At 57.2% G+C, this 20,315-nt stretch carries 21 protein-coding genes; 16 read left to right on the top strand and 5 right to left on the bottom strand.

Annotation, left to right across the window (positions count from 1 at the left end; all coding sequences use genetic code 11):
- Nucleotides 1-111: 111 nt before the first annotated feature.
- The 7 genes from rnpA (at nt 112) to HMPREF2712_RS02485 (ending at nt 6,142) form a co-directional block, all read left to right on the top strand.
- Nucleotides 112-477, top strand: a complete 366-nt coding sequence (gene rnpA, locus HMPREF2712_RS02515; RefSeq protein ID WP_070819194.1) for a ribonuclease P protein component — start codon at nt 112-114, stop codon at nt 475-477.
- The gene (gene yidD, locus HMPREF2712_RS02510; protein WP_005504090.1) at nt 474-947 is read left to right on the top strand and encodes a membrane protein insertion efficiency factor YidD; all 474 of its coding nucleotides are present in this window, start codon (nt 474-476) and stop codon (nt 945-947) included. Before rnpA ends, yidD begins: the two co-directional genes overlap by 4 nt.
- 51 nt (nt 948-998) lie before the next feature.
- Nucleotides 999-1,988, top strand: a complete 990-nt coding sequence (gene yidC / locus HMPREF2712_RS02505) for a membrane protein insertase YidC (protein ID WP_070819193.1) — start codon at nt 999-1,001, stop codon at nt 1,986-1,988.
- A 111-nt stretch (nt 1,989-2,099) separates the two neighbouring features.
- On the top strand, nt 2,100-2,666 hold the full coding sequence (locus HMPREF2712_RS02500) for a Jag family protein (RefSeq protein ID WP_070615718.1): 567 nt from the start codon (nt 2,100-2,102) through the stop codon (nt 2,664-2,666).
- A gap of 1 nt (nt 2,667) precedes the next feature.
- Nucleotides 2,668-3,309 (top strand): 16S rRNA (guanine(527)-N(7))-methyltransferase RsmG, encoded by a 642-nt coding sequence (gene rsmG / locus HMPREF2712_RS02495; RefSeq protein WP_083323935.1) that lies wholly within the window; start codon nt 2,668-2,670, stop codon nt 3,307-3,309.
- Between the two features lie 455 nt (nt 3,310-3,764).
- Complete coding sequence (locus tag HMPREF2712_RS02490) at nt 3,765-4,607, top strand: ParA family protein (protein WP_005504078.1); 843 nt, start codon at nt 3,765-3,767, stop codon at nt 4,605-4,607.
- A 236-nt stretch (nt 4,608-4,843) separates the two neighbouring features.
- Nucleotides 4,844-6,142: a ParB/RepB/Spo0J family partition protein gene (locus tag HMPREF2712_RS02485; RefSeq protein ID WP_070819192.1), complete on the top strand. Its 1,299-nt coding sequence runs from the start codon at nt 4,844-4,846 to the stop codon at nt 6,140-6,142.
- 112 nt (nt 6,143-6,254) lie between these two features.
- Here HMPREF2712_RS02485 and trxA read toward each other — a convergent pair whose 3' ends face one another.
- From trxA to HMPREF2712_RS02460, 5 genes are all read right to left on the bottom strand, one after another.
- Nucleotides 6,255-6,581 (bottom strand): thioredoxin, encoded by a 327-nt coding sequence (trxA, locus tag HMPREF2712_RS02480; RefSeq protein ID WP_070819191.1) that lies wholly within the window; start codon nt 6,579-6,581, stop codon nt 6,255-6,257.
- A 53-nt stretch (nt 6,582-6,634) separates the two neighbouring features.
- A complete protein-coding gene (trxB, locus tag HMPREF2712_RS02475) occupies nt 6,635-7,669 on the bottom strand; it encodes a thioredoxin-disulfide reductase (protein ID WP_049341938.1) in 1,035 nt (344 codons plus the stop codon).
- 246 nt (nt 7,670-7,915) lie between these two features.
- Nucleotides 7,916-9,106: a serine/threonine protein kinase gene (locus tag HMPREF2712_RS02470; RefSeq protein WP_246828658.1), complete on the bottom strand. Its 1,191-nt coding sequence runs from the start codon at nt 9,104-9,106 to the stop codon at nt 7,916-7,918.
- Between the two features lie 196 nt (nt 9,107-9,302).
- On the bottom strand, nt 9,303-10,967 hold the full coding sequence (murJ, locus tag HMPREF2712_RS02465; RefSeq protein ID WP_070819189.1) for a murein biosynthesis integral membrane protein MurJ: 1,665 nt from the start codon (nt 10,965-10,967) through the stop codon (nt 9,303-9,305).
- Nucleotides 10,968-11,033: 66 nt separating this feature from the next.
- Nucleotides 11,034-11,537, bottom strand: a complete 504-nt coding sequence (locus HMPREF2712_RS02460; RefSeq protein WP_005504058.1) for an NUDIX hydrolase — start codon at nt 11,535-11,537, stop codon at nt 11,034-11,036.
- Between the two features lie 126 nt (nt 11,538-11,663).
- Between HMPREF2712_RS02460 and HMPREF2712_RS02455 the strand changes: the two genes are divergently transcribed.
- The 9 genes from HMPREF2712_RS02455 (at nt 11,664) to dnaB (ending at nt 19,907) form a co-directional block, all read left to right on the top strand.
- The gene (locus HMPREF2712_RS02455; protein ID WP_070687851.1) at nt 11,664-13,088 is read left to right on the top strand and encodes a CCA tRNA nucleotidyltransferase; all 1,425 of its coding nucleotides are present in this window, start codon (nt 11,664-11,666) and stop codon (nt 13,086-13,088) included.
- Between the two features lie 191 nt (nt 13,089-13,279).
- Nucleotides 13,280-13,585, top strand: coding sequence for a 30S ribosomal protein S6 (gene rpsF / locus HMPREF2712_RS02450; protein ID WP_070819188.1), 306 nt, complete (start codon nt 13,280-13,282; stop codon nt 13,583-13,585).
- A gap of 95 nt (nt 13,586-13,680) precedes the next feature.
- Nucleotides 13,681-14,313 (top strand): single-stranded DNA-binding protein, encoded by a 633-nt coding sequence (locus tag HMPREF2712_RS02445; protein ID WP_005504055.1) that lies wholly within the window; start codon nt 13,681-13,683, stop codon nt 14,311-14,313.
- Between the two features lie 83 nt (nt 14,314-14,396).
- Nucleotides 14,397-14,633 carry a 30S ribosomal protein S18 gene (gene rpsR, locus HMPREF2712_RS02440; RefSeq protein WP_004005948.1) on the top strand — a complete coding sequence of 79 codons (237 nt, stop codon included), beginning with the start codon at nt 14,397-14,399 and terminating at the stop codon, nt 14,631-14,633.
- A 20-nt stretch (nt 14,634-14,653) separates the two neighbouring features.
- The gene (gene rplI, locus HMPREF2712_RS02435; protein WP_012904373.1) at nt 14,654-15,106 is read left to right on the top strand and encodes a 50S ribosomal protein L9; all 453 of its coding nucleotides are present in this window, start codon (nt 14,654-14,656) and stop codon (nt 15,104-15,106) included.
- 241 nt (nt 15,107-15,347) lie between these two features.
- Nucleotides 15,348-15,653, top strand: coding sequence for a hypothetical protein (locus HMPREF2712_RS02430; protein ID WP_044142258.1), 306 nt, complete (start codon nt 15,348-15,350; stop codon nt 15,651-15,653).
- Between the two features lie 645 nt (nt 15,654-16,298).
- Nucleotides 16,299-17,105, top strand: coding sequence for a class I SAM-dependent methyltransferase (locus HMPREF2712_RS02425; protein WP_070819187.1), 807 nt, complete (start codon nt 16,299-16,301; stop codon nt 17,103-17,105).
- Between the two features lie 324 nt (nt 17,106-17,429).
- Nucleotides 17,430-18,446, top strand: a complete 1,017-nt coding sequence (locus HMPREF2712_RS02420; RefSeq protein ID WP_246828657.1) for a glycosyltransferase — start codon at nt 17,430-17,432, stop codon at nt 18,444-18,446.
- Between the two features lie 105 nt (nt 18,447-18,551).
- Entirely contained in the window at nt 18,552-19,907 is a 1,356-nt protein-coding gene (gene dnaB, locus HMPREF2712_RS02415) for a replicative DNA helicase (protein ID WP_070593509.1), read from the top strand.
- The last annotated feature ends 408 nt before the right edge of the window (nt 19,908-20,315 follow it).

Raw genomic sequence — 20,315 nt, 5'->3', positions numbered from 1 at the left:
CCCCCGCCGATGCGTGTGCATCGGCGGGCGAACTATCATTAAGCGTGAAATACACGCGGAGGTCAGCTCACCACATGAGCCGAATCTCCCACACTACGTAAAGGGGAACACGTGCTGCCTCAACGGCACCGTATGCGCACCAGCGCAGAATTCTCCCACGCCTTCCGTTCCGGCATCCGTACAGGACGTCGGAACATCGTTGTATCTACGGCGAAAAATCCTGGAAAAACAACCCAGGTAGGTTTCATTGTGTCGAAGGCGGTGGGCAACGCAGTCACACGCAATCTGGTCAAGCGCCGGTTGCGTGAACTTGCTGCGCTCACCTGCGCCGCGCATCCGGAAGGATACGCCATTGCTGTGCGAGCGCTTCCCGCCTCCGCGAGCGCCAGCTGGGATCAGTTGCGCCGCGACTACGAATCGGCACTCGAGGCTGCGTTCGCTAAGCTCGACCTGACTCAGAGCAAGGAGAAGCCGTGAGTCGTTCCCAGCGTGACCGCTGCGAAGAACGCTTCCACGCGCATCACAGTGGCACCTATAGCGCATCTGCCGAGACTCTGGGCCCCGATGAGCTACTGGCACTAGCGCCTAACGAATTCGTGCGGCCGGAAACTTTCCTGCAGGCACTCTACGTTCTACCGCAGAACCTGCTGATCGCGTGCATGAAGGCCTACCGCAAGGTCGTCTCCCCCCTCTACGGGGATGTGTGCCGCTACTACCCGACCTGCTCAGCCTACGCCCTGGAGGCGCTGACCACCCACGGTGCGATGGGCGGGCTTTCCCTGACGGTGCGCCGTATTCTGCGGTGTGTTCCCTGGGCGACCGGAGGTATCGACCCAGTCCCGGAGGGGAAGCGTACTTTCGCTCCCGGAGCAGAACCGAAAATTATTCTGCTCAACCACCCCCATCTTTACACCCCTCACACCGGTGGTGACGCCCGCCCTGAGTAGGCGGCGCCTCCCACACAATGACTTAGCCGAGTCCTTAAGGAGTATTCCCGCGTGAATATTTTTGATTTGATTCTTTGGCCGTTTAAATGGATCGTCTCCGTGGTCCTGTGGCTGTTCCACACTCTTTTCACTTCGCTGGGTATGGACCCGGCGTCCGGTCTGACTTGGGTTCTGTGCATTATCTTCCTGACCCTGGTGATGCGTACCCTGACCATTCCGCTGTTCGTCAAGCAGATTAAGGCTATGCGCGGTATGACCGCGATGCAGGGCGATATGGCGAAGCTGCAGGAGAAGTACAAGGGCAAGAAGGACCAGCTCTCCCGCCAGGCTATGGCTCAGGAGCAGATGGAAATGTACCGTAAGCACGGTACGAACCCCTTCGCGTCCTGCCTGCCGATTCTGGCTCAGATGCCGATCTTCTTCGGTCTGTACCAGGTGCTGATGGGCGTTCCCACCGCGGCGCAGAGCAACCAGGGCGTGCTCATGCTGCCGGCTGATCTGGTGCATCAGTTCAACGACTCGCAGATTTTTGGTGCTCAGCTGTTCGCAACCATGCTGCACCCGGGTGCCGGTGACACTACCGCGACCGTTGTTCAGGCGGTCATCATGATTGTTCTGATGAGTGCGACCCAGTTCTACATTCAGAAGCAGCTGAGCGTGAAGAACATGTCGGAGGCAGCTCTGAACTCTCCGATGTTCCGTCAGCAGCAGATGATCATGTACATCTTCCCGATCATCTTCGCTGTTTCCGGTATTAACTTCCCGCTGGGTGTTATGTACTACTGGACCGTGTCGAACCTCTGGTCGCTGGGCCAGCAGTGGTGGGTTATCCGCAATAACCCGACCCCCGGTTCTCAGGCGGAGCGTGAGCTGAACGCTCGCCGTGCTGCGAAGGGCCTGCCCCCGATTGGTAAGACCCGTGAGCAGCACGAGAAGGATCTGCAGGAGGCTCGTGAGCGTGCCGCAGCTGGTCAGCGTCAGCAGCCGGTCGGTAAGAAGCGCCAGAAGCAGCAACGCAATAAGCAGAACGGAAAGAAGTAGTTTTCTTCCGTGATTCGGGCCGGGTTCTCGCCACGTGTGGCGCGGGCCCGGCGCCGTGTATGAGATACTTTTTACCCCTAGGACACCCCTCCGAACACCCTGAGGATTATTGTGACTGAAGCTATGGAATATGAGGACGAGCAGCTCGTTGAGGAGCAGCTGGTAGAGGAGCCCGTTGAGGGCGAAGAAGACAATTTTGAGGACATCGAGGAAGAAGGCGATATCGCCGCTGATTACCTCGAGGAGCTTCTCGATATTGTCGATATGGACGGCGATATCGATATTGAGGTGCGCAATAACCGCATCTATCTTTCGGTCTTCAATGACGACGATGACAATGAGGAACTGCGCCACCTAGTTGGCCGCCACGGTGAGGTGCTGGAGGCTCTGCAGGAGCTGGTGCGCCTCTCCGTCCTGGCTGGTAATGGTACCCGTTCCCGCCTGATTCTGGATGTTGCCGGCTACCGTGCAGAGCGTCGTGAGCAACTGGAGAAGATTGCCGCTGATGCGATTGAGAAGGTGCGTGCTACCGGTCGTGATGAGCACCTGAAGCCGCTGAGCCCGTATGAGCGTAAGGTTGTGCACGATGTGGTGGCCGCCGCTGGCCTATACAGCGAGTCGGAGGGCGAGGGTCCTCGCCGTCACGTGGTGATTTCTCTTCCCGAGGTAGGAGCCTAGTATGGAGACTTCGATGGTTACTCTCAGCGAGAGTGAGCGCGCCGCCGCGGAGGCTGTGTTCGGTGAGCGTCTGCCCCTGGCGGAGCGCTACGTGCAGCACCTGGCGACGACTGGCATTGAGCGTGGTCTGATTGGTCCGCGTGAGGTGCCGCGCCTGTGGGCTCGTCATGTGCTGAACTGTGCTGTGGTGCAGGAGTATATTGCTCCGAATGCTTCGGTGGCTGATGTTGGCTCTGGTGCTGGCCTGCCCGGTCTATGCTTGGCGATTGCTCGCCCGGATTTGAAGCTGACTCTGATTGAGCCTCTGGAACGCCGTGTCATCTGGCTGAATGAGGTTGTCGAGGATCTGGGCCTGGAGAACGTGACCGTGCTTCGTTCGCGTGCTGAGCAGGCTGTGGGTGCTGTTGAGGCTGATGTGGTGACTGCGCGTGCTGTGTCCGCTCTGGTGGGCCTGCTGGACATTACTCTGCCGATTCTGCGCGGCACCGGTGAGCTGCTGGCTCTGAAGGGTCGTAGCGCCGCGGAGGAGATTACTAAGGCGAAGAAGAAGCTGAACCGTTACGGTGCACGCGAGACCGAAATTCTCACCGCCGGTGGTGATCTACTGGAAGAGCCGACGACGGTGGTTCGAATCCGTCTCTAAAAATTTCATCCTGAATGGGCGGTACCGCAATGAGCCAGTGAATAGGCTGGCTTACGCGGTACCGCCCATTTTTTATGCGCTGGCTTGCCGGGCGTGCGCGGCAATTGCATCCGTAGAGTACATAGAATGACCTCTCGCGTGGAGTATTGACCTGATGCCGGGTACCCTTAAGGAAGGATTGAAACCTTAGACTCTTCTACATCAAAGCCTGATGGTACAGTAGGGCACTGAGCCCTTCAGAACCATTCGGGTAGCACCAATGTTTCACGTGAAACATTGCAGACTTCATCACCTCGCGGAGTATGTTTCACGTGAAACATGTCGGGAATGAGTAGTGGCAGGGGAGTAGGGGAGTAGACCCGCCTCGCGCACAAATACCGCAGAGTATTGCCACGCGCGAGGCACCAGACGAAGCATCACCGTAGACACACCACCCGGAACATGGAAGGCACCCGATGACTCCTCAAGCTCAGAAATCTGTTGCAGATTTACTCCCCAAGCCTGTGCATACGCGTGTCTTCACCGTGTCGAACCAGAAGGGTGGCGTGGGTAAAACCAGCACCGCCGTGAACCTCGCAGCCGCGCTCGCGGAGGCTGGACTGAACGTCCTGGTTATCGATAACGACCCGCAGGGTAACGCTTCGACCGCACTGGGCATTGAGCACGGCGTGGATGTTCCCAGCGTCTACAACGTTCTGATTGAGGATAAGCCGCTTTCTGAAATTGTTCAGGAATGCCCCGATATGCCCGGCCTGTTCTGCGCCCCCGCCAATATCGACCTTGCGGGCGCGGAGATTGAACTGGTCTCCCTGGTGGCACGCGAGACTCGCCTCAAGAATGCTCTGATGGACTACACCGAGTGGCGCGAGAAGCAGGGTATGGAGCGCCTGGACTATGTCTTCATCGACTGCCCGCCGAGCCTCGGCCTGCTGACCGTCAATGCCTTCGTTGCGGCAGAAGAGATTCTGATTCCGATCCAGTGCGAGTACTACGCTCTGGAAGGTCTGAGCCAGCTGCTGAAGAATATTCAGATGATTCAGAAGCACCTGAACTCCAAGCTGCGCATCAGTACAATCCTGCTGACCATGTACGATGCTCGTACCAACCTGGCATTCCAGGTGGCAGAGGAGGTGCGCGAGCACTTCCCGGAGGAGACTCTGGGTGTAAAGATTCCTCGTTCGGTTCGTATCTCTGAAGCTCCCAGCTATCAGCAGACCGTCATCACCTACGATTCTTCGTCGACTGGCGCTCGCGCCTACCGTGAGGCAGCACAGGAGCTCTCGCGCCGATCCGCATAATCTAAATTTTTTGAAATGAGCCCTTTTTGGATTGTCTATCGATGATTCAAAAGGGCTCATTGCGTGCGGTATTTTCTGGGTGAAACACGAGAAAACATCCTTAGAGAATTAATTATTGGGAATAATTTGGATTATGTGCTGTGCAGTTTTCACTCCTACTTTCGGGTGCTTATTTCGTTTACACTAGATGAAGAAGAAAAATGAGCGGGCTCGTCCGGGAGTCCTAAGGAGTAACGATGGCTGAAAAGCGACGCGGCTTGGGTCGTGGCCTGGGGGCGCTAATCCCTCAGAGTACGAAGAATTCTGGTAATGCTGAGGCGAAGGCATCCGAAAAGACTGCTGCAGTAAAGACTGCACCCAAGAATGTGTCTACTCCGATTGAAGAGCCGATGACTGACGGTCTCTTCGAAATGGCTCACGAGGCTAAGCCGGAGAAGCAGCGTAAGAGCGCTAAAGCTGAGTCTGTAGAGGCTAAGCCTGCTGAAGCTGCACCCGCTCAGGAAAAGCCTGCTGAAGCTGAGAAGGCAGAGGAGAAGGTCGAAGCTCCCGCCTCCTCGCTGGATGTTTCACGTGAAACATCGAAGAAGAAGTCTCGCGTGGATATGGGCGCGGCACTGCGCAACACCACCCTGACTCGCCGCCCGGTGGACTTCTTCTTTGGTGAAGATGTCTCCACCCCGCAGACCGCTTCTGAGGAACAGAGCGGTCTGGTTCCGGTTCCCGGTGCCCAGTTTGCTGAACTGAACGTTCGCGATATCCACCCGAACCGCAAGCAGCCCCGAACCGACTTTGATGAGCAGGACATGGAAGAGCTCATCCACTCGGTGCGTGAGATTGGTGTTCTGCAGCCGATCGTTGTGCGTCCCTCGCGCGAAAAAGGTGCCGAAAAATATGAGCTGGTCATGGGTGAGCGCCGCTGGCGTGCAACCCAGGCGGCTGGCCTGAGCACCATCCCGGCGATTGTTCGTGAGACTGAAGACGGCGACCTGCTCCGTGACGCCCTGCTGGAGAACCTGCACCGCAGCCAGCTGAACCCCATTGAAGAGGCGGCGGCATACCAGCAGCTCATGGAGGAGTTCGACACTACTCAGGAGCAGTTGGCTAAGCGTATTGGTCGTTCTCGCCCCCAGATTTCGAACACGATTCGTCTGCTGAAGCTACCGGCTCTGGTGCAGCGTCGCGTTGCGGCGGGTATTCTCTCCGCGGGTCACGCGCGTGCCCTGCTGGCTCTGACAGATCAGGCTCAGATTGAGACTCTTGCACAGAAGATTGTGAATGAGGGGCTGTCGGTTCGCGCAACTGAGGAGCTGGTGAACCATGCATCCGGCGCTGCGGAGGTGAAGGAGCGCAAGGCTCCTCAGCCCCAGAAGCACCGTGAGCGCCTGGATTATATTGCGGAGGCTTTTGCTGACAAGCTCGATACTTCGGTGAAGATTTCGCTGGGTGCTCGCAAGGGTAAGATGACCATCGAATTTGCGAATGTTGAGGATTTGAACCGTATTATCCGCGTTTTGGATTCTGATTTCTCGGGCTAAATTTTCGCATAAAGCAATATTTAGCAACTGAAATCAGTTGTATATACAAAAAACCCTCGGTGATGTTTCACGTGAAACATCACCGAGGGTTTTTCTCTAGCTGCTCGAAAGATTAGCCCAGGTGCTCGGAGAACTCGGCCAGCAGAGCGGGCTTCGTCTTAGCGCCTACGGTCTTCTTGACGACCTCGCCACTCTTGAAAAGGTAGATGGCGGGAATAGAGGTGATGCCGTACTTCATAGCGGTATCGCCATTTGCTTCAACATCCACCTTGACCACGTCGACCTGACCGGCGTACTCGCCAGCGATCTCGTCAATCACGGGGCCAACCATGCGGCAGGGGCCGCACCATTCAGCCCAGAAGTCCACGATAACGGGCTTGTCGTTCTTCAGAACCAGTTCGTCAAAAGTGGCATCAGTTGCCTGCTGTGCACTGCTCATGGAGTGCTCCTTTCTGACACGGGGTGGATTCCCCTGCGAGTAATACGAATAATTTAGAGGTTTTCGAGGTAGTGCTGCGCGTCCAGAGCGGCAACAGCACCGGAACCGGCAGCAATAATTGCCTGGCGGTAGGTCGGGTCAATCACGTCACCGGCAGCGAAAACGCCGGGAACGGAAGTCTTCGAGGAACGGCCCTGAACCGCGATGGTGTGGTTCTCGGTAATCTCCAGCTGGTCACGTACCAGTTCCACGCGAGGATCGGAGCCAATAGCGATGAACAGGCCCTGAACAGCCAGCTGGCGCTCAGAACCGTCCTTGGTGTTGGTCAGGGTGATCGACTCGAGGTTGCTCTCGCCGTGAACGGCGGTGACAGCCGAGTCCCAGACAACCTCAATCTTCGGGTTGTTGAACACGCGGGTCTGCATGATTTCCGAAGCACGGAAAGAGTCGCGGCGGTGCACCAGGTACACCTTGGATGCGAAGGTCGTCAGGAACAGTGCCTCCTCCAGTGCGGAGTCGCCACCGCCGACCACTGCAATTTCCTTGTCCTTGAAGAAGAAGCCATCGCAGGTTGCGCACCAGGATACGCCGTAACCGGAGAGTCGGTCTTCGCCCTCGATGTTGAGCTTACGGACCTGAGAACCGGTGGTCATGATGACGGTCTTCGCCAGGTGAACGGCGCCGTCTGCGGTGTAGACCTTCTTCACGTCGCCGGTGAGTTCGACCTTTTCTACGTCCTGGTAGCGGATGTCCGTACCGAAACGCTCAGCCTGCTGGCCGATGTTTTCCATCAGCTCGGGGCCCTGGATGCCCTGAATGAAGCCGGGGAAGTTCTCCACCTCGGTGGTGTTCATGAGGGAGCCTCCGGGTGCCAGGGAGCTGGCGAAGAGGACGGGCTTCAGCTCGGCGCGTGCCGCGTAGATTGCGGCGGTGTAGCCGGCGGGACCGGAGCCCACAATAATGACGTTGTGGACGGTTGCGTCGGCCTCAACCTCGGCAGCCGGTGCGGCTTTGGTGGCGGGTGCGGACGCGAGGTTCAGGTTGCCCAGGGCGGAGCCTCCGAAGAGGCCTCCCAGATTCTCAGTCATCGGATATATCTTTCCGTTGTAGGTCTTTCGTTCTGCCCCTATAACAGGGCTTTATCCTCGATTATTCCATTTTTTGGGGACCCTTATCTAGATACTCCGCCCACTGTGAATCTTTGAGTAGCTACCCTGCCATAAAGAGTCATAAATAGACATCAAAAAGGGCGGGGCTTCCGAACCCTTGAGTTCAGAAGCCCCGCCCTTTTGGCTGGGGTGCGAGCGCTCTGTCGGCGTCGCGTTATGGGTTGATTAGTCCACCTTGATTTCGTTGATGCGCAGACCGTAATTCCAAGCTCCAATCGGCAGGGAGAGGCGGGGCAGCTCGTTGACCACGATGATCACGTAGGCGCCCTTTTCCGCGCTCTGCTTGGAGGTGTCCAGGGTGACGACTGCATCCTTGCCTTCGAAGGTGCCCTTGCCGACCTCAACCGCACCGTCCAGGGATGCAGAGCTGTTGGTGTAGACGGTGAAGGAGCCACCGGTGCCGGTGTTCTGCTGGATGGTCAGCTTGGAGACGACGGTGGGGGTCTGCAGCTTCAGTGCCAGGCCGAATTCCTTGATGGTGCCGGCGTAGTTGGCGGTGCCGAAGCCGTAGCTGATCCATGCGGTGTTGGCGTTACCGTCGGTCAGGTTCGGGATGAGGGTGTCCATGTCGTTCATGAACGTGGGGTTCGAGGGCACGAAGCGAGCCACGGACGCGATCTTCGCCGGTGCGTTCGATGCCTTAGCGGTCGGGGATGCCGATGTGCTGGCGTTTGCCGCAGCCGATTCGGATGCCGACATAGAAGACTTGGGGGTGTGCGGTGCGGCTGCCTGGTTGGAGCCGATGGCACCCAGGGAGGTGAGGATACCGCCTGCGACGATGACGAGCAGCAGGACTGCTGCCAGGGCGACTGCCCAGGTGCCGCGGCTGCCGTCTTCTTCGTCTTCGTCATCTTCGTAGATGCTGGTGGGTTCGGAGTATGCGGTGACGGCTGCGCCGTCGGATGCGTTCCAGTTCTTGGCGGCGGTGATGCTCTCCTGGTTGGCGGTGGAGGTGGAGACCTTCTCGTAGGTGTTGGGGGAGCTGCCGCTTTCGGAGTCGCCGAAGATTTCGGTGCCCAGTGCGTCTTCTGCGTTGGAGAGTGCGTGGTTTTCGACCAGCAGGGTGTCCAGCAGGGTGTCGGGGCGGGTGTGGGAGGTGACGAGGTAGCGGCTGCCTTCGGGGGTGATGCCCAGGTCGAGGATCTGGATGTTGCCGCGTGCGTTGGTTGCGAGCGCGCGGGAGTTTGCTTCCAGCAGTGCGCTGCGGCTGGGCGATGCGACGACGACCGAGACCTTACGGTTGAGAATCTGGTCGGTGCCTTCAAGCACCATGTCGGATTCTGCCGTAATGATGATGTGTGCGGTGATCTCGTAGCGGCCTCCGAGGACCGATCCGACCGGAATCTGTTGCGACAACGTGTTCTCCCGAGGTGGTTTCATAGTGCCTGCCGTGTGGCGGGCCCTGACTATTAGATTCTACCCGGCATTGAAGGATGCTGGGGTTGAGTGATAGTTTGTGGCGTCCGGGTGGCTGCCTGTGCCTTCTGCGGGCCCCGGCGTGGGGTGCGGTGGGTGCACGGGCAGCTACCCGGGTTGGGCGTTGTGTGCTGCTTTAGCGGCGGGCAAAACGCTCAAGTTTGGAGGTGAGGGGTGCCAGTAGTGCGTTGGCTTCCTTGACGCGGAAGATCTGTATACCGGCGAGGTATGCCAGTCCCATGACGGTGCCGCATACGGCGAGGGTGATGATTGCGGTGAGCTTGGATGCCCAGGCGAATCCGTCGAGCTGGTAGCCGCCGAGCAGCCAGAGCGCGATGGCTGCGATTCCGCCGGCGAAGAGGGATGCGAGGGTGGTGCGGGCGTAGGCGCTGACGATGCCGCGCTGGCCGTAGTAGCCGAGGCGGCGGCGGACCATGTGGTGGCTGATGAACAGGATCAGGATATTGTGCACCGGGTAGATGAACGCGAGCATGTACACGGTGTACTGGGCGTCGAGCAGGGATGCTGCGAAGCTCATGATGACCATGATGATGGCGGAGTACACCTGGATTCGGAAGGGGGTGCGTGCGTCTTCGCGGGCGTAGAGCACGCGGCTGTAGAGGTAGTTGATGGTGAGGGTGGGGGTGCCGAGCGCGGTGATGACGATGAGCTTGGCGATGATGGTTGCTGCGATGGGGTCGCCGCCGCTGAAGAGTACGGCGACGGGGCCTGCAAGTACCATGAGTGCGACCATGCAGAAGACGGTGGCTACGGCTGCGTTGCGCAGGCCGTGGGAGAGCGCGTAGATGACGCTGTCGCTGTCGTCTGCGATGGCGGAGGCGCTCATGCGGTTGAAGAGCACGGTGGCGATGGAGATGCCGATGACGCCGTGCGGGAGCATGTACAGCATGGAGGCGTAGTTGAGTGCCTGCAGACCCGGAATCTGGATGCCGAGGGCGGCGTAGTGTTCGCGCTGGCCGACGATGCCGGCGGCTACCTTGGTCATGTAGAGGAATGCGAGGTTGGAGATGATGCCGGAGGCGAGGGTCCAGGCGGCGAGCTTCGAGGCTGCGCGCAGGCCGATGCCGCGCCATGCGAAGTCGGGCTTGAGGCGCAGGCCGAGCTTGCGTAGGGGGATGAACAGGACGAGTGCCTGCATGATGACGCCGAAGGTGGAGGAGCCTGCCAGTACAAGGGTCTGGGCGTTGGTCCAGTTGTCTACGGTGTGAATCGGGTTGGGGTTGGGGGTCTGTGCGCCGAAGAGGAAGATGAAGAGGAATAGCGACAGGATGGTGATGACGTTGTTGAGTACGGGCGACCACATGTAGGCGCCGAATGCGTCTTTGGCGTTGAGGACCTGTCCGATGACCGTGTAGAGGCCGTAGAAGAAGATTTGGGGTAGGCACCAGAGGGCGAAGATGAAGCCGAGCTGCCGTTGTTCGGGGCTCCATCCTGAGCCCATGATGCTGATGATGGGCCAGGCGCAGGCGACGGTGATGAGGGTGATGAGGCCGATTGCGGTGACGGTGAGGGTGACGAGTTTGGAGATGTATCGTGCGCCGCCGTCTTGTGCTTTGGCCGCCTTGATGATTTGCGGTACGAGGACTGCGTTGAACACGCCGCCTGCTACGAGGACGTAGATGAGGTTGGGTAGGGTGTTGGCGGTTTCGAAGACGTCGCCGACGGTTGAGAGTGAGCCGATGGCTACGGTGAGCAGGATGGTCTTGACGAATCCGAGGATGCGCGAGACGAGGGTGCCTGCTGCCATGATTGCGCTTGAGCGGGCGTCATTACGTGCCACGTATGTCTCTCCTGTTTCGGCGGGTGATTGCTTCTTTTAGTTTTTGGGGCTCTATTTAACGGGTGTTTAGAGCTGGGTGGTGATGTATTCGCGCGCGCTACGGGCGATGTGTTGCTCGTTGGCGAATGAGAGGCGGGTGGGGAGCTCTTCGAGGGGGACCCATGCGACGTCGATTGCTTCGTGGTCGGGGTCGTTGTCGATGCTCAGTTCGCCGCCGGTTGCTGCGAAGAGGTAGTGGTGCACGGTTTTGTGGATGCGCGTGCCGTTGGAGGTGAACCAGTAGGCGATGGTGCCGAGGGAGGCTACGGGGTAGCCGGTGATTCCGGTTTCTTCGCTGATTTCGCGTTGTGCGGCTTCGACGGTGGTTTCGCCGTGTTCGATGTGGCCTTTGGGTAGGCACCATTCGCGTTGTCCGTTGCGGTTGATGCGGGCGATGATGGCTACGGGTAGCTGTTCGGGTCGGTCAAAGTCGATGATGAGCCCGCCTGCGGAGACTTCTTCGGGGGCGGGTACCGCTCGCGCGGGCGCGGTGAAGCGCGTTTTGGGGGCGCGGGGTACGGGAATGCTCATGGTTCTACCTTAACCGATATGTGAGGGTTTGTGTGTCTCGGTTTGGGGTGAGATAGCTGTCTTTGGTGGGGTGTTGTGGGTGTGGGGTGGGCGCGTGGGTGGTTTTTCTGGCACGATTAAAGGATTATGTCGCTGTTTATTGATGTTGTGTCGAAGTACCCGGATGCCGCCGAGCTGGGAGAACTGTACCGTGCGGCGGGTTTTGAGCTGTACTTGGTGGGCGGTATTGTCCGCGACAATCTGCTGGATGATGGCGGCCATTTCACTGATTTTGATTTGACGACGGATGCTACTCCGGAGCAGAGTGAGCAGATTCTGCGTGGGTGGGGTGAGCATACGTGGGATATCGGCAAGGAGTACGGCACGATTAGTGCGCGTAAGAATGGCGTGGTGTATGAGGTGACCACGTACCGTGCTGAGGTGTATGTTTCGGATTCGCGTAAGCCGACGGTTGAGTTCGGTACGGACCTGAGTGCCGACTTGGTGCGCCGTGATTTCACGATTAATGCGATGGCTGCGGCTTTGCCCAGCGGCGAGGTTGTTGACTTGTTTGGTGGCGTTGAGGATTTGCGTGCGGGTGTTTTGCGTACTCCGCGCTCGCCGCAGGAGTCTTTTTCTGAGGATCCGCTGCGTATGATGCGTGCGGCTCGTTTTGTTGCGCGTTTTAATCTTGAGGTTGCCCCGGAGGTTTTCGAGGCGATGCGCGAGATGGCTGGCCGTATTGAGATTATTTCGGCTGAGCGTGTGCGTGATGAGCTGGTGAAGCTGATTGAGGCGGATTATCCGCGGGTGGGTTTGAACCTGCTGGTGGATACGGGTCTGGCTGATTATGTGTTGCCGGAGCTTCCTGCGTTGCGTATGGAGATGGATCCGGCGCATCACCATAAGGATGTGTATGCGCATTCGTTGAAGGTGATGGAGCAGGCGATGGAGAAGGAGACGGGCGAGGATGGCCCGTGCCCGGCTCCTGATTTTATTCTGCGTTTTGCGGCGTTGATGCACGATATTGGTAAGCCGAAGACTCGTAAGTTTGAAAAGGACGGCTCTGTCTCGTTCCTGCACCATGAGGTGGTGGGCGCAAAGATGGTGAAGAAGCGTATGCGTGCGCTGCGTTTTGATAATGACACGATTAAGGCTGTGGCTCGTCTGGTGGAGCTGCACATGCGTTTCTATGGTTACCGTGAGTCGGGTTGGACTGATTCTGCGGTGCGCCGTTATGTGCGTGATGCGGGGGATCAGTTGGAGCGTCTGCATCGTGTGTCGCGTTCTGATGTGACGACTCGTAATCGTCGTCTGTCGCGCTCGCTGGCTGAGGCGTATGACGATTTGGAGCGTCGTATTGCTGAGTTGGCTGCTCAGGAGGAGCTGGATGCGATCCGCCCGGATCTGGATGGCGGTCAGATTATGCAGATTCTTGGTATTGCGCCGGGCCCGGTGGTGGGTGAGGCGTATAAGTTCTTGTTGAATTTGCGTCTGGATGAGGGTTCGCTTCCTGAGGAGGAGGCGAAGGCTCGTCTTCTGCAGTGGTGGGAGCAGCGTCGCCAGGCGTAGCTTCTGCGGTTTTTCGGTGCCGCATCGCATGGTTGAGCTCACGCGGTGCGGTACTGTTCTATCTGCTTTTTCTCGTGTATTGTTAAGAAATCTATGCGTGTTCCCCGCCCGGTGTGTTTCACGTGTAGGGCACAATGAATCTCCTGCTATGGAAATCCCATAGCCGTTTAGCCCAAAGGAGGGGTTTAATCATGCGTGCATATGAACTGATGGTTATCCTCAGCCCCGAGGTTGAGGACCGTGCGGTTGAGCCGTCGCTGTCCAAGTTCCTCGAGATCGTCACCAGCGAAGGCGGTTCTATCGACAACGTTGACATCTGGGGTCGTCGCCGCCTGGCATACGAGATCCAGAAGAAGTCTGAGGGTATCTACGCAGTGGTGAACTTCACCTCTACCCCTGAGACCGCAGCTGAGCTCGATCGTGTTCTGAACCTGAACGAGTCCGTCATGCGTACCAAGATCATCCGCCCGGAGGATCAGAAGATCTCCAGCAAGTAGTTGTTTCTTTCCGGTCGGCTGACCCCCTAAAAATGTCAGGGGGTTGCGCTGTACTGGATTCAACATACTTGTAACTCTTATCGAGGAGGCATCAAATGGCAGGCGATACCGTTATTACCGTTATTGGTAATCTGACTGGCGATCCGGAGCTTCGTTACACCCCTGCGGGTGCGGCGGTTGCTAATTTTACGATCGCATCGACTCCGCGTACTTTTAACCGCCAGACGAACCAGTGGGAGGATGGGGAGACCCTGTTCCTGCGTGCGTCGGTGTGGCGTGGTTACGCTGAGAATGTTGCAGAGACTCTGAAGAAGGGTACTCAGGTTATCGCGCAGGGCCGTCTGAAGTCTCGCTCGTACGAGACCAAGGAAGGCGAGCGTCGTACTTCGTTTGAGCTTGAGGTCGAGGAGATCGGCCCGACTCTGCGTTTTGCTACTGCTCAGGTGACTCGCGCACAGCGTTCTGCCGGAGGTAATAACTTCGGTGGCGGTGCGCAGGGTGGCTTTGGCGGTGGCGCTGGGTACAACGCTGCTGCTCAGGGCGGTTTCTCCGCTCCTCAGCAGAACAATTTTGCTGCTGCTCAGGGTAATGGTTACTCTGGCCAGTCTGGCTACTCCGCTCCGGCTGCTCCGGCGGCCCCCGCAGCTCCTGCTGCTGATCCGTGGAGTTCTCAGTCTGGTGGTAACTATGACTGGGGTAGCGGCGCCGACGACGAACCTCCGTTCTAAGCCGGTTTCGTTTTCCGAATAGTAATTTATCAATCCATCCCGCGGTTATCCGCCGCGGGCTCCCAACTCTAAGGAGCACCACGATGGCTAAGGCTGAAATCCGTAAGCCCAAACCCAAGCAGAACCCCCTCAAGGCTGCTGACGTCACCGTTATCGACTACAAGGACGTCGCACTTCTGCGCAAGTTCATCTCCGACCGCGGCAAGATCCGCGCTCGCCGCGTGACTGGCGTGACCGTTCAGGAGCAGCGCAAGATCGCTCAGGCTATTAAGAACGCCCGCGAAGTTGCACTGCTGCCCTACTCCGGCGCTGGCCGCTAAAGAGAAGGAGAGACAGTAACATGGCTAAGATCATTCTGACTCAGGAAGTTTCCGGCCTCGGTGCAGCTGGCGATGTTGTCACCGTTAAGGACGGTTACGCACGTAACTACCTGCTGCCCCGCGGCTTCGCCGTGACCTGGACCCAGGGTGGCGAGAAGCAGGTTGAGTCCATCCGCGCCGCTCGTGCGGCTCGTGCCAAGGCTTCTCTGGAAGAGGCTCAGGCAATTGCTGCGTCCCTGGCTGCTAAGCCGGTTGTCGTTGCACACAAGGCTGGCGCTGACGGCCGCCTGTTCGGTACCGTCAAGGCTGAGGCTATTGCTGAGGCTATTGAGGCTGCTGGCGTTGGCTCCGTTGACAAGCGCACCATCCACCTGGGTTCCGCTATCAAGCGCACCGGTGAGTACAAGGTGACTGTCCGCCTGCACGCTGACGTTGTTGCTAACGTTGTCCTGGACGTCGTTGCTGCTGCGTAAGTAGATTTTTAGATATTCGACGCTGGTGCTTTGATGCTGCGGCGTTGAGTGTCGGACGGGGTGTCCCTCTTCGTGAGGGGCACCCCGTTTGTTGTACCCATAGCTGTGCCCGCTCCGGTGCATGTTTCACGTGAAACATTGTTTTTGAGAGGTTGAGAATAGGGGTAGGGCAGTAGAAGGATTGGTGGTTAGAGCGGTTGCGACTGCAAAGTACGCCAATTGACCCCGTAGACTGGTAGACATGGCTCGATCTTTTTCACGTTTGTCTTCTAGCGCTCAGCTTCTGTCCACGGGTGTGGTGTTGGAGTGCGTCAATTTGCTGCTGTGCGCTCTAGCGGTTATCCCATTTGCGGACGCGAATGTTGCTACTGCTCTTCTGCTTCTTTTGCTGGTAGTTGGCGGCCTTGCATCCAGTGTTGCGCTGGTGTGCGCGCTGGTGGGTCTGGTGAAGTTCCGTCAGTACCGCGTGGCCAATATTTGCTTGGCGGTTATTTCTGTAGTGGCTAACCCGTTGGTGCTGCTGGGTCTGTATATGGCGGCTTATTAGCCCGGTTTAGAGTCCGCAAACTGCACAATATCAAAGCTCTCAGGGTTCTGTTGGTTTTCTCCCAGCTTGTTTCCAGCGAAATTCAATCCTCCCATAAGGTTGGGGGTGTTTACTATAAGTGTTGGTTCGAGAGGACTGCGATGTGAATGTGTGTGTTTCGTGTAGCGGGGTCGCCCGCTAGCGAAAGAAGGATGGCAAGGCAAAAGCGCCTTGCCATCCTTCTTTTAACGCGACGTGTAGTTTCCGCGTGAAATCCGGGGTGCTGCGCCCCGATGTTGAAGAAAGATCTATTCCCAGCTTTCTTACAGCTTTAACCTACAGGGAATAAAGGTTTACGCGTAATACTTTATATAGATGGTTCGAGAGGACCATCAGAAAGTTGGACTTTCCTTGCGGAAGTGGCTCTGATTTTCGTATGTATGTGTGTGTGATGAGACTGGGGTTGGACCGAGAGGTCCAGCTCCAGTTTCTGTTTAATCTCTAGGGTGTGCAACAAGGGCGGTTGTAGTGGTGTTGCGGCATGCTGTAATAAAGGGCAACCACACTTTTAGATAACGTCATATTTCCTTTCTTGGGGGTGGCGGGTCTAGAATTAGGGAAGATAAATTTTGCATATTAAATACAAGTATTGAGGAGTTGTCTTCCGTGTCTAAGACCCCTTCCGTTCCCGGTACCGACCGCCCCGCCGACAAGGCGGCAGGTCACTGGCTGCTGGCTCAGCTGGGCAAGAAGGTTCTGCGCCCCGGCGGCCGCGAGACTACCAACTGGCTGCTGGCTCGTGCTCTGGGCGGCGACATTGATGTCGTGGAGTTTGCGCCGGGCCTGGGTATTACCGCCCTGGAGATTGTGAAGCGTTCCCCCAAGAGCTACACCGGTGTGGATCTTGACCCGAAGGCTGCTGAAATCGTGACCGAGCGTATTGGCGCATCGACTAAGCCGAACTACCGTGTGGTGAACGCTAGCGCTCAGGAGACCGGTCTGCCCTCGGAAAGCTACGACGCTGTGGTGGGCGAGGCGATGCTGACCATGCAGACCGATAAGCACAAGCTGGAGATTATGCGTGAGGCGGCTCGTCTGCTGCGTCCGGGCGGCTACTACGCTATTCACGAGATGTCGCTGGTTCCCGATTATCTGCGCCCCGAGCTGAAGGAAGAGATTCAGAAGGATTTGGCGCGCACTATCCGTGTGAACGCCCGCCCGCTGACTGTCGCCGAGTGGACTGCTCTGGCGGAAGAGGCTGGCTTTGAGGTGCTGGATGTGTACCAGACCGATATGGCGCTGCTGGAGCCGAAGCGTCTGCTGGCTGATGAGGGTGCCGCTGGCGTTGCGAAGATTGCGTTCAATCTGGCGCGTAAGCCGCAGATTCGTGAGCGTGTGCTGGGTATGCGTGGTGTGTTCCGCCGTCACGCTGACCATATTGGCGCTATCGGTCTGATTCTGCGTAAGAAGTAAGATAGAATCACACCGCAAAGCTTATACAGCGAAACGGAGCCCCAGTATTCCCCCGTATAACGAGGAATACTGGGGCTCCGTTTTACACTGGTGAGGTTATGAGCCGCAGATTCGGCTCAGTCACGTGTGCGCCTGCCGGAGTTTGTTATGAGCCGTATTCTTTTCTCTCCCGAAAGCTTCAATATGGGTGAAACCACTCGCTGCATTGAGATAGCGCGTGTGGCTCGGGAGCGAGGTCATACGGTCTTGTTCCATGTGTATTCCCCTAAGTATTTGGGGCTACTGGAAAACGCGGGGCTTCCTGTGCATCTTCGCGAGCCGATCATGAGCGATGCTGAGGCGGAGCAGATTATGGCGCTGGATCAGGGCAGGGACGTGCGGCATCCTTTCACGACCGATATGGTGCGTCGGCGGGTCACCGCTGAGCTCGCGGCTATTCGTGACTTTAATGCGGATGCGGTGGTGATTGGTTCTAACCTGACGATGCTGCTGTCTGCGCGTATTGCGGGTGTCCCTATTTTCTATGCGCGCCCGTACGCTTACTCGTCGACGTATTTTTCGAAGAAACCTGTAGACGGCGAGCTTGCGGCACCGGGGTGGTTGCGTGCGGTGGCGCGGGTGTTGTCGTATAAGCCGGCTTCTTTTACTCGTGTGGCACGTGAGCATGGGCTTAGGCTTCCTCGCCGTACTGTAGATATGCTCAGCGCCGACGTGAATCTTATCTGTTCTCTGTTTACGCAGCTGCGCGGGGATTCTTTGGTGGAACCCGATGTTGGTGTGGGTCCTATTTATTACCGTGCGCCCGGTGAGTTGCCGCAGATTGTTCGCGAGCCCAGAGAACGACCCCTGATTTACGTGGGAATGGGCTCATCTGGCTCTGCAGATATTTTGGCGCAGGTGCTGCAGCAACTGTCAGCCGCTCCGGTGGATGTGCTGGTCGGCGGCGGGGTGCAGCTCTCGGATACCAGCATGCTGGGCAGTAATATCCATTTCGCTGGGACTGTTCCGGCGCATCTGCTTGCCGGCCATATTGATGCCTCGATGACCCACGGCGGTGAGGGGACGGTACAGACGGCGTGCCTGGCGGGTGTGCCGTTTGCCGGTATTGCGATGCAGGCTGAGCAAAGCTGGAATATTGAGGAGTGCGTGCGCTACGGTAACGCCCTGCGCTTTACGAAGAATGATGTGCGCCGCGGCAATGTGCGCGATATTCTGGGCCGTCTGCTCAGCGATGAGGACATGCGCGCTAGGGCGCGGCAGCTGGGTGAGGCAATGCGCACTATGGATGGCGCGGCGCTCGCCGTTGAGAAGATTGAGGATTATCTGCGCGCTCCCCACTAGGCGTGTATGGGTTTCACGTGTGCCTTCGTGAGAAACTAGCATTGGAGTTCTGCAGAAATTGTTTCTGGAACGTCGTAGATATCGGATTGAAACGCGAGGATAAGCATGTCTGAAACTGCCATTGATTATGGTTCCCGCACTATGCCTCATGATGATGTGGCTGAGCAGTCGGTGCTCGGTGGCATGCTGCTGTCGAAGGACGCTATTGCGGATGTGGTTGAGAGCCTGCGTGCGTCTGATTTCTATAAGCCGGCGCACGAGACGATTTATGAGGCGATTCTTTCTCTCTATGGTCACGGCAGCCCAGCGGATGCGATTACGGTTGCTGATGAGCTGAAGAAGCGCGGCGAGCTGACTCGTGTGGGCGGCGCGTCCTATATTCATACGCTGATTGCGTCGGTTCCGACTGCTGCTAACGCTCAGTATTACGCTGAGATTGTTAAGGAGCACGCGATTATGCGCCGCCTGATTGAGGCGGGTACGAAGATTGCTCAGCTGGGTTACGCCAATGAGACTGAGGTCGATACTTTGGTCGATCAGGCGCAGGCTGAGATTTATGCGGTGACTGATGGTAACGCGAAGGAAGATTATGTATCTTTCTCTGATGCGTTGGAGGAGACCATCAATGAGATTGATGCGAACTCGAACCGCCCCGATGGCGTGTACGGTGTGCCGACTGACTTTATTGAGTTTGATGAGCTGACCGGTGGTCTGCACGGTGGCCAGATGATTGTTATTGCGGCTCGTCCGGGTGTGGGTAAGTCGACTTTGGCTCTTGATATTGCTCGTTCTGCGTCTATTCATCATCAGATGACGACTGTGTTTTTCTCGCTGGAGATGAGTCGTACTGAGTTGGCGATGCGTATTCTCTCTGCGGAGGGCAAGATTTCGATGGGTCGTCTGAAGAAGGGTGACCTGGATACCGAGGGCTGGACGAACCTGGCGACTTTGCAGGGTCGTATTGATTCTGCGCCTCTCTTTATTGATGATTCGCCGAATATGACTCTGATGGAGATTCGCGCGAAGTGCCGTCGTCTCAAGCAGCGTAATGATTTGAAGCTTGTGGTGCTGGACTACCTGCAGCTGATGAGTTCGGGTAAGAAGGTTGAGTCGCGTCAGCAGGAGGTTTCGGAGTTTTCGCGTAGCCTGAAGCTGTTGGCTAAGGAGCTGGATGTTCCGGTGATTGCGCTGTCTCAGTTGAACCGTGGTTCGGAGCAGCGTACTGATAAGCGTCCGATGGTTTCGGATCTGCGTGAGTCGGGTTCTATTGAGCAGGATGCGGATATGGTGATTCTGCTGCATCGTGAGGATATGTATAACCCGGATAGTGAGCGCGTGGGTGAGGCGGACATGATTATTGCTAAGCACCGTGGTGGTCCGACTCGTACTATCCCGTTGGCGTTTAGCGGTAAGTACTCGCGCTTCAACAATATGGCGAATGAGGCGCCTCCCCAGTACTAACCCCGTACTCAACTAATTCAGTACTAAGCGTTTCAGTACTAAGTTTCAGCACTCTGTAGCTGTACCCCTCTTCTTCTGTTCCTTTCGGGATGGAAGGGGAGGGGCTTTCTGTATCTATAGGTATGGGCGCCCAGGCGCATGGTTAGGAATCGTGCAGGGTTAGGAATCAAGCGCAGGGCATGGGAATAGGGGCTGCGGAGGGGGCTCTAGAGGGCATTCTGTGAGGGTTTGAGTGGTTTCTTCTGCGTTTATGAGGTTTTTTGGAAGTTTTTTAAAGATTTTTTAGCACCCATAAAACGCACTGAATAGGTACTTTACTGTCTGGAAGGGTGTTTGAGACCCTTTCAAGGCCCCGTTTGTGCTCTACTTCACCCATTTTCGGGTTGCAGACCCATTTCGGCATCTGTA

Origin of the sequence: Rothia sp. HMSC064F07, assembly GCF_001837265.1 — a bacterium.
GTDB classification, from domain to species: Bacteria; Actinomycetota; Actinomycetes; order Actinomycetales; family Micrococcaceae; genus Rothia; species Rothia mucilaginosa.
Note: the sequence above shows the minus strand (reverse complement) of the source record. Positions and strands in the feature narration are given on the sequence as shown.

Coding starts and splice junctions, on each gene's coding strand:
- rpsF (WP_070819188.1), top strand. CDS start 13,280: ATGCGTGCATATGAACTGATGGTTATCCTCAGCCCCGAGGTTGAGGAC.
- dnaB (WP_070593509.1), top strand. CDS start 18,552: ATGTCTGAAACTGCCATTGATTATGGTTCCCGCACTATGCCTCATGAT.
- trxA (WP_070819191.1), bottom strand. CDS start 6,581: ATGAGCAGTGCACAGCAGGCAACTGATGCCACTTTTGACGAACTGGTT.
- HMPREF2712_RS02455 (WP_070687851.1), top strand. CDS start 11,664: ATGTCGCTGTTTATTGATGTTGTGTCGAAGTACCCGGATGCCGCCGAG.
- rplI (WP_012904373.1), top strand. CDS start 14,654: ATGGCTAAGATCATTCTGACTCAGGAAGTTTCCGGCCTCGGTGCAGCT.
- HMPREF2712_RS02490 (WP_005504078.1), top strand. CDS start 3,765: ATGACTCCTCAAGCTCAGAAATCTGTTGCAGATTTACTCCCCAAGCCT.
- HMPREF2712_RS02445 (WP_005504055.1), top strand. CDS start 13,681: ATGGCAGGCGATACCGTTATTACCGTTATTGGTAATCTGACTGGCGAT.
- HMPREF2712_RS02485 (WP_070819192.1), top strand. CDS start 4,844: ATGGCTGAAAAGCGACGCGGCTTGGGTCGTGGCCTGGGGGCGCTAATC.
- HMPREF2712_RS02420 (WP_246828657.1), top strand. CDS start 17,430: ATGAGCGATGCTGAGGCGGAGCAGATTATGGCGCTGGATCAGGGCAGG.
- HMPREF2712_RS02460 (WP_005504058.1), bottom strand. CDS start 11,537: ATGAGCATTCCCGTACCCCGCGCCCCCAAAACGCGCTTCACCGCGCCC.
- trxB (WP_049341938.1), bottom strand. CDS start 7,669: ATGACTGAGAATCTGGGAGGCCTCTTCGGAGGCTCCGCCCTGGGCAAC.
- rpsR (WP_004005948.1), top strand. CDS start 14,397: ATGGCTAAGGCTGAAATCCGTAAGCCCAAACCCAAGCAGAACCCCCTC.
- rsmG (WP_083323935.1), top strand. CDS start 2,668: ATGGAGACTTCGATGGTTACTCTCAGCGAGAGTGAGCGCGCCGCCGCG.
- HMPREF2712_RS02430 (WP_044142258.1), top strand. CDS start 15,348: ATGGCTCGATCTTTTTCACGTTTGTCTTCTAGCGCTCAGCTTCTGTCC.